The following is a 9,099-nucleotide window of genomic DNA, read 5'->3' as shown; positions in this document are numbered from 1 at the left end:
ACATTTTAGTCGATAAAGTTAAAAAAAAAGACCGAACTTATTTTATATATTTTGCCTATATTTTACACCCCACCTGTCAGGGTTTAGAACCCTGACAGGGTTAAATGAACAAAAAAGCGGAAATTGATTATTCAATGACAAAATTATTAATTTCATTTAAATTTTGCTGTTCTTCGTGATATTGAATGAAATTATTAATATCCCCAAATATTTCAATTACTTCCTCTCTTTTTAGTTTTGTTGGTTTACTTGAAATTACCGTTTCATAAGACGACCAAGGATACAAACTCATTTGATTTACAAAACCATGATGAACTGGATTATTATGTATATAGTAAATCAATTTTTGAAAATACGTTTCGGAAGTAACCAACTTCCTTTCAAAAGTGGTTTCAAACAAACTTCCTGTTCTATTGTACCGCTTATTTATAGCCTGAGTATATGCATTAAACAAATGAGAAAACTGTCTTGACGGATCGATTACTTTTGGTTTTTCGGTTGTTGAGTAACTCAGTTCCCCATTATTTATTTCTGACTTTTCTTTTATCCGCACTAAAATATGAAAATGGTTTTTCAACAAACACCAAGCAAAAGTTTCGGCTACAGGTTCAATGTATTTTGCATACAAACGCAAAAAATGATAATAATTTTCGTTTTCCAAAAATATATCTATGCCGTTATTTCCCCTATTGTAGATATGGTAATAATTGCCGTGGAGGATTGGTTCTTTATATTTCCATTTTTTATGGTTTTACAAATAACCTTGTCAGGGTTTTGAACCCTGACAAGGTTATTTGTACACTTTCTTCAATACGATTTTTTCAGTTTCCTTAGCAATCATCCCTTGATAGTATTCTTTTAGCATCGGATAATAATCCGAAGAAACAATCGGCGTGTTTATTTGATGAGAAACCGATAACTGTATTTTATTTCCAGCTGCAATGGACATGAATTTAAAACTTCCTAAATTATCTTCCATATTCAGTTGAGCTGATTTTGGAAGTGTCTCCACAACATATCCCTCTGGAATATCTATATTGACAATGTATTTATCTGAGAAAGGAAACCCAAAATCCACAGGATATTCTCTAATCTCTTGCTTGAAAGGATTATGCTCTTTGGTAAAAAACAACAATGGATTGATGTACATTTTTTCTCCTATTAACTCACATAGATTGCTCCCTGTAAAAGAACACGTTTCAGTAATTGGCAATTGAACATCCTTCTCATTTGTTCTGGAATAGTCGGCTATTTCAATTTTTTCGTGTTCGTTTTCCAATTTCTCTAAGTACTCTTCCTCTTTTGTGTTTTCAACCTCCGATCTAAAACTCATCGCATTATGATCCGTTCTTTGCCTTCTCAATTTACCTGTAACTTTACCTGTTGCATCTATAGTATAATTCATAGTTATATTATCACTAGCAGCTTTTTTAGGCATTAAATCAACATCCTCTGATGTCCCATCTTTTCTAATCAGTCTTCCCATCCAATTTAAATCTCTAAATGGCAATACATTTGGAGTTGAAAATTTGCTTGTTGCATCCAAGAGTATCGTGCCTCCTGTAGTTTCTACTGCTGCTATCACATAATTAAAGGCTCCTCGATTAGGAAAAATGGAAATACCATTAGCACGTGTGCTCACTAATACGGGGTTTGCTTTTAATCCCGCAGTACGTAACATGGCGGTAAGCATTAAATTAATTTCGGCGACATTACCCGTTTTGTCTTTGTAAGCTTTTTTAACTCCATCATTACAGGAATAACCATAATATTCATTCCATTTTACGGTAGATCTCACATAATTTAAAACGGCTAAAATAATTTCATCTTCTTTTGTTAAACCAACAATAACCGCTTTTAAATCGTCTTCAAAATAACCCGTTTTATTGAGTTCTGGTCCAAAATCATCATAGTCATAAATGGTTTTTACTACTGAATTCCAGTCTGTAGAATACGGCGTTTGAGGTTTATTTGGATACTGCGTCATCGACAGTTCTTGCGATAAACTAGATGTATAATTATCAATATTATTCACAAATACCTCATCCTTCATGGCTGGCATATTCGAGGTAGTATACGTTGTTCTTGTTTCTTGATATTCTAATTTATCTGTTGAGTAACTAGTAACAGCAGGACCCACTTCACTTCTTTCTTTACTAGTAATTTGATATGTTTTTTGATTTTTTTCAACATTGATTTTCGGATTTACAAATCCTTTCATTTTAATATTATAAACAAAGTACTCTGGCACATACGTCTTATATTCAGAATAATCTATAGGAATATCGGTTTGAAAATAAAAATCTCTCAGCATACCAATGTTTTTTGTTCTTAGTGTATACTTGTATTCTAATACAGAACCTTCTTTAACATTTGGCATACTGATTTTCTTCTTACTCCAGTATCTGTCAATTTTTTCTTCAAAGACACCTTCGTTCTTTAGTTTTGTTTTTTCTATCTTACCGGCAACCAAATTATAGGTCACAGCGTCAGAAAACGAAACTTTTTCTTTATAATCGGAGTTTGATCTAAAGTTTACTACTTGGTTTGCCCAATCATATCCTTCTTTTTTATAAATTTTAATACGCATGGTTACTTCTGTAACAACATCAAAACCTTCTGTCTGTGAGTACTCAAAATTTGTAGCTCCTTTTTTAAACAAAATTGCAGCAACGGCAGCCGTATCTTTGGGGTGTGTTTTTTGTTCCAATTCGGCAATGGAGACTTTCCCTAATTTAAATTCTTGTGCATTTGCATTAGAAAAAAATAGGACTAAAAATAAAAAAAGGATTAGGTTTTGGGTTTTCATTTTTGGTTAGCTTTTGGTTAAAATTATTTTGGCATTGTCGTTTCTAGAAATTTGCTCCATAAAAAGGCGAAAATCATCGTATTCTTTATTGGTGTACAAACCTTTTTTCAAGAAAAACTTCCGTTTATAAATGATATTATTATCTTTTTTTACAATCTCTGCTTTATATTCCCCGAATTTTCCATTAATTTCAACATTCCCCGGAAGAAATTCGATTGAGAAATTAGCTGGCAAAGCGATTTCTATTTCATCAATATCAACAGAACCGCGTTGTATTTCAAAAGGCTTTTTTCGGTTTCGAATTCGTTTTATACTTTGAGTTAATGGATTAAAGGCATTTACGGTAAACATCATTTTATTGGCTGATACGTTTCCATAATTTACAGCACTTATTTCGGCATTTTCTGTAAAACTTATTTTATCTCTATCATTTTTGAAATTGATTTTATTAATTTTCAAATTATTAATAGTACTCCAATAGTCTTTATAAAAAGCCTCCCTTTCTGTTGGAGCAAGTTTTTCGTTATTGAATTTTTGATTGTATTGTGAACCCTCAGAAACAATACCTATTTTTCCTAACAAATCCCCATTTTCAGCAATGGAATAAGTTCCTTTGCTTATTTGGGTGTTATCTGCATCTTCATAAATTTTGGTTCTTACAATCTCTCCTCCTTCCGGTTTTATTACCAAAACATCCCTGTCGTCGGTAAAAGTTCCTTGATAACCAAAAGGATCTACTTGACTGGTGCATTCTAAAAAAACATATTTATCCTTATTGGGTATGGCCAGTATCATGTGATTCCCTTGCATCGAAACAAAATTGGTTTCAATATCACGTTTTTTTGAATTACCATATAAAACAGTATTATAAGACGGTACATCTACTGCGCTAAGAAGTGCTTTTGTATAGTTACTCAAAGCCTTGCAATCTCCATATCCCAAACGATCAACATCACTGGCTAACATTGGTTTCCAACCACCAATACCAATACTAATATTGACATATCTTGATTTTTCCTGAACGTATTTATAAATTATTTGGGCTTTCTTTATCGGGTCGGTTTCGGAGCCTACTAGAGATTTCATTTTTACTTTAGTTTCTTCCGACAAATCGGTAGTTCCCTCTAGAATTTTTTCACTGTACCATTTTCCAAATTCTATCCAAGTTTTAGCAGTTCCATCCACACCTTCCAAATGAAACAATTCTAATCCCATCATTACTCTTGGAAAAAGATAACTAATCGAAGGACTAGACGTTTCTTCTTTTTGAGCCAACATTTTTGTTGCTACAAAAGAAAGTTGAGTTGATGTTTCCTGTGTGTGTTTTATATTAAAATTCGAAAAATTGAATTCTTTGTATTTAAATCCAAGGTTTGAAGGATAACTTACATTGAGAATACTTTTTTCTACACTTACAAAATAATCATTCAAAGGCATCCATTGTGGGATAAAAGCAGTGTTTGACGTTTCTGTTTCGCTTTCAAAAACAACTGTAAATGGATATTGAATTGGGGTATAATCTAAGTAAATATAACGACTTTCAGAGAAAAGTGTGTTACCACTTACAGCACTTCGATCTCTAAAATTACCCCTTTTTATTTTTTTTATTTCTTTTCCAAAAGAATCGTAAACCGTTGCCAATATACTTTTTACTGGACTGGACTTGTCATAATTTTCATAGGCTTCAACAGCTTCAAAGCCCTTTTCATTCAAAACAGTAACAACACGCTTAATCTTAACATTCATACTACGCTGAGACGCAATAACAATATCAATTTGATTCAAACGAACAATTGCATTAGCATTTTCTTTGAGGCTATCGGAAATAGTTAGGGAACTGTAATCACTTTTTTGAGCAAAAAGGAATGTTGTAGTAAACAAAAAAGCAATAGAAATAGCGGAAACAAACTTGTAGGACATAAAAAATATTTAGTGCCGAAATATAAGAAAATTTCGTCTAAATAAAACCTAATTTACTCTTTATTTTTGCTATCCATTTGTATGGTAACTGGACCATCATTAAGCAACAACACTTTCATATCGGCGCCAAAAATACCGGTTTGTACTTTTTTACCCAATTCCTTTTCCAACTGTTTTACAAAATTTTCATAGAGCGGAATAGCAATTTCCGGCTTTGAGGCTTTTATATAAGAAGGACGATTTCCTTTTTTTGTAGAAGCGTGCAGTGTAAATTGACTTACCACAATAATATCGCCATCAATGTCTTGAATAGACAAATTCATGACGTGATTTTCATCATCAAAAATACGGATTTTGGTAATTTTACCCACCAACCAGTCGATGTCATCTTGGGTATCGGCATCTTCCATGCCCACTAAAACCAGTAATCCTTTTTGAATATTGGCTACTATTTTAGCATCTATGGTGACGGAGGCTTGAGAAACTCTTTGGAGAACAACTTTCATAGCCCCCTAACCCCTGCTACGACAAGCTCTGCCTCCGAAAAGGGGGAATTACAACGTAAATAAAAAAATTCAATCATATTTCAGAAAAATTAAGAAAACCATAAATCACAACAAATTTAAACACCACTATTAGAGTTCCCCCTTCGGGGGTTAGGGGGCTATTCTCTAGTTTTATCACTAATGATTCGATCCTCATTATAAACATCGGTACGGTAATGTTCATCGTCTCCTTCTAATATTTTAAGATAACTGTTATAGCGTGTCCATGAAATCTCATCTCTCCCCAAAGCAGCTTTTATGGCACAATGGGGTTCTTCTTTATGCAAACAATTATTGAACTTACATTGATCTTTTAATTTGAAAAATTCTGGAAAATAACCACTTATTTCTGACGGATCCATATCTACCATTCCAAAACCTTTGATTCCGGGGGTATCTATAATTTTGGCACCAAAAGACAAATCATACATCTCTGCAAAAGTGGTGGTGTGTTGTCCTTGTTTGCTTGCCACAGATATCGTCTTGGTTTTTAAATGCAAAGAAGGTTCCATCGCATTTACCAAAGTCGATTTCCCCACACCTGAATGTCCAGAAAACATACTCACTTTACCCACCATCATTTCTTGCAATTCTTCGACACCCTTCATTTCGGTTGAAGAAACTCTCAGGCATTTATATCCTATTTGCTGATACACATGTTGCATGTACAATTGTTCATCGAGCGTGGCTTCGTCTAAAGTGTCTATTTTATTAAACACCAAAACAGCTTCAATCCCATAGGCTTCGGCAGTTACCAAAAAACGATCGATAAAATTGAATGTGGTCGGCGGATTATTTATGGTTACCAACAAAAAAACGCGATCAATATTAGAAGCAATAATATGCATTTGATGCGATAAATTTACCGCCTTACGAACTATATAATTTTTCCTGTCGTGAATTTTATGGATTGTTCCTGTAACGACATCCGAGGTTTCTTCTAGTTCATAATCTACCACATCGCCAACCGCAATAGGATTGGTGCTTTTAATTCCCTTGATTCGGAATTTCCCTTTCATACGGCATTCTATAAAATCTCCTTGTTCGGATTTTACGGTGTACCAACTTCCTGTAGATTTGTAAACGAGTCCTGTCATAGAGGATTTTTGATTGAAGATTAACGATTTTAGATTTCTGATTTAAAACCTAAGACTTTGCAAAGATAGAGGATTTTTGAAGGATTTTTGATTGAAGATTAACGATTTTAGATTTCTGATTTTAGAGGACTCTAGAATAAACAAAAAATCCCAAAACATAAAGCCTTGGGATTTTTGATTTTAGATTAACGATTTTAGATTTATGATTTAAAATCTAAGATTCTGCAAAGAAAAATGATTTTAGATTTCTGATTTTAGAGGACTCTAAAATAAACAAAAAATCCCAAAACATAAAGCCTTGGGATTTTAGATTTTAGATTAACGATTTTAGATTTATGATTTTTAGAAGACTTTAAAACAACTAAAAAAGTCAAATTTACGACTCCCGAAACAATGTCGTTTCCTTAAGAATAAAAGTATCTGGTTTGTCATTTCGACGATAGGAGAAATCACACTAGAGACTCACTCAATACGAGTAATGAGTATGAATAGCGGGTGTGAGTAGCTAATGTGAGTTTCTAGTGCGATTTCTCCCGTTGGTCGAAATGACAAAAAAAACCCTTAAGAAAACGACATTGACTCCCGAAATCTAAAATCACAAATCGTTAATCCTCTCCCGATAGCTATCGGGACTTAAATCGTTCTATGCATTCAAGATTTTTTCTTGGTGTCCAATACTTTCTTGATGAATGGCTTTGAACATTTTAAGAACAAACTCTTCTGTAAGTCCTTTTTTCTCTCCATCCAAAATCATTTTTCCTAGAATTTCGTTCCAACGATTGTTTTGTAATACCGCAACGTTTGCGTCTTTTTTTACTTTACCAATTTCTTCAGCCACTTTCATACGTTTTCCTAACAATTCTAATAAAGTAGCATCTAGAACATCAATATTAGCTCTTAATTTTGACATTTTTTGAGTAAATTCATCAGACACGTCGTTCTGTTTTCTTACTCTCAAATCAATAAAAATTTGTTTCAAAGCGTCTGGCGTCACTTGTTGGGCTGCGTCACTCCAAGCATTGTCTGGATCTATATGCGTTTCGATAATCATACCATCGTAATTTAGATCTAATGCTTGTTGAGTTACCTCAAGTATCATATTACGATCTCCTGTAATGTGTGATGGATCAATAATCAAAGGCAAATCAGGGAATTTATTTTGCAATTCGATCGCAATTTGCCATTCTGGAATGTTTCTGTATTTCGTTTTTTCGTAAGTCGAAAACCCTCTGTGAATCACTCCCAATTTTTCTATACCTGCATTATACAAACGCTCTACACCACCCAACCACAAAGATAAATCCGGGTTTACAGGGTTTTTTACCAAAACTATTTTTTTAGTTCCTACTAATGCATCCGCAATTTCTTGCATCGCAAAAGGGTTTACCGTTGTTCTGGCTCCAATCCATAATACATCAATATCATATTCCAAAGCCAATTTTACGTGAGCTGCATTTGCAACCTCAGTACCCATTAGCAATCCTGTTTGTTCTTTGGCTTTTTTCAACCATTTCAAACCTATTTCTCCAACACCTTCAAATCCTCCTGGACGCGTTCTTGGTTTCCAGATTCCAGCTCTAAAAACGCTAACGTCTGAGTCTTTCAATTCGTGAGCAATTTTCAAAACTTGTTCTTCTGTTTCTGCACTACAAGGCCCCGCAATTACGAATGGGTGGGTCAAATTGAATTCATTCAACCAATTTCTCAATTCTTTCTTATTTTCCATCTTTTTTAGTTTTCCCCACCCCAGCCCTCCCCGAAGTGGAGGGAGCCGTAAATGGATGATTGTTATTAATTATTATTTTATTATGTGTTGTTCATTTTTTGAAATTGCAATTGATTTTATTGCAATTGACTACTTTTTCATTCCGTTTAAGATCTCTTTTATTTTATTGACACTTTGCATTTCGTTGTAAATAGCGTCGTAATCATCGTTTTCTAAAAGCTCTTTAAACTTAGATAAATTAGCTATATATTCTTCCAATGTTTTGACTACCTGCTTTTTGTTTTGTTTAAAAATAGGCGTCCACATCGCTGGAGAACTTTTGGCCAAACGAACGGTACTTTCAAAACCAGAACCCGCCATATCAAAAATATCCTGTTCGTCTTTTTCTTTATTGATTACCGTTTTCCCCAGCATAAAAGAACTAATGTGTGACAAATGCGACACATAAGCAATATGTTTATCATGCGATTTCGGATCCATGTAGCGAATTCTCATTCCAATTGCTTTAAAAAGCCACAATGCTTTTTCTTGTAATTTGAAAGTCGTTTTTTCTACTTCGCAAATGATATTCGTTTTCCCATTAAACAATCCTTTTATCGCCGCCGATGGTCCCGAAAACTCTGTACCTGCTATGGGATGCGTTGCTATAAAATTTCTCCTTTTTGGATGATTCGCAACCGCTTCACAAATAGGCACTTTAGTAGAACCTACATCAAAAACAATGGCACTATTTGGAACTAGATCCAGTACTTTTGGTAAAAGCGCAATTGCAGTATCAACAGGAACCGAAACGATCACAAAATCCGCATTGGCTATATCTTCAAAAACCGCCGCTTCATCAACAACTCCAAGTGCTATTGCTTCCTGCAAATGATTTTCGCTGCTGTCAATTCCAAAAATCCTTGCTTCAGGATATAATGCTTTAGCGTCTAATGCTATTGAGCCTCCAATTAATCCAATTCCTATTACGTATATATTCATTTTATTCAATTTCAATGTCAA

Annotated in this window: 7 protein-coding genes; all 7 read right to left on the bottom strand. The window is 34.0% G+C overall.

Features of this window, described 5'->3' with window-relative positions; all coding sequences use genetic code 11:
• Positions 1-127 precede the first annotated feature (127 nt).
• The 7 genes from FNW52_RS11715 to FNW52_RS11685 all read right to left on the bottom strand — a co-directional run bounded on the left by FNW52_RS11715 (position 128) and on the right by FNW52_RS11685 (position 9,078).
• Positions 128-661 carry a hypothetical protein gene (locus FNW52_RS11715; RefSeq protein WP_255515580.1) on the bottom strand — a complete coding sequence of 178 codons (534 nt, stop codon included), beginning with the start codon at positions 659-661 and terminating at the stop codon, positions 128-130.
• Between the two features lie 129 nt (positions 662-790).
• Entirely contained in the window at positions 791-2,809 is a 2,019-nt protein-coding gene (locus tag FNW52_RS11710) for a DUF3857 domain-containing protein (protein WP_143377661.1), read from the bottom strand.
• Positions 2,810-2,815: 6 nt separating this feature from the next.
• Complete coding sequence (locus FNW52_RS11705) at positions 2,816-4,729, bottom strand: DUF3857 domain-containing protein (RefSeq protein WP_143377660.1); 1,914 nt, start codon at positions 4,727-4,729, stop codon at positions 2,816-2,818.
• 53 nt (positions 4,730-4,782) lie between these two features.
• A complete protein-coding gene (dtd, locus tag FNW52_RS11700; RefSeq protein ID WP_143377659.1) occupies positions 4,783-5,235 on the bottom strand; it encodes a D-aminoacyl-tRNA deacylase in 453 nt (150 codons plus the stop codon).
• Between the two features lie 158 nt (positions 5,236-5,393).
• The gene (rsgA, locus tag FNW52_RS11695) at positions 5,394-6,371 is read right to left on the bottom strand and encodes a ribosome small subunit-dependent GTPase A (protein ID WP_143377658.1); all 978 of its coding nucleotides are present in this window, start codon (positions 6,369-6,371) and stop codon (positions 5,394-5,396) included.
• A 643-nt stretch (positions 6,372-7,014) separates the two neighbouring features.
• On the bottom strand, positions 7,015-8,097 hold the full coding sequence (locus tag FNW52_RS11690) for a bifunctional 3-deoxy-7-phosphoheptulonate synthase/chorismate mutase type II (RefSeq protein ID WP_143377657.1): 1,083 nt from the start codon (positions 8,095-8,097) through the stop codon (positions 7,015-7,017).
• A gap of 129 nt (positions 8,098-8,226) precedes the next feature.
• Entirely contained in the window at positions 8,227-9,078 is an 852-nt protein-coding gene (locus FNW52_RS11685) for a prephenate dehydrogenase (RefSeq protein WP_143377656.1), read from the bottom strand.
• Positions 9,079-9,099: the final 21 nt, after the last annotated feature.

The organism is Flavobacterium sp. ZT3R18 (genome assembly GCF_007097385.1).
Lineage (GTDB): Bacteria > Bacteroidota > Bacteroidia > Flavobacteriales > Flavobacteriaceae > Flavobacterium.
Note: the sequence above shows the minus strand (reverse complement) of the source record. Positions and strands in the feature narration are given on the sequence as shown.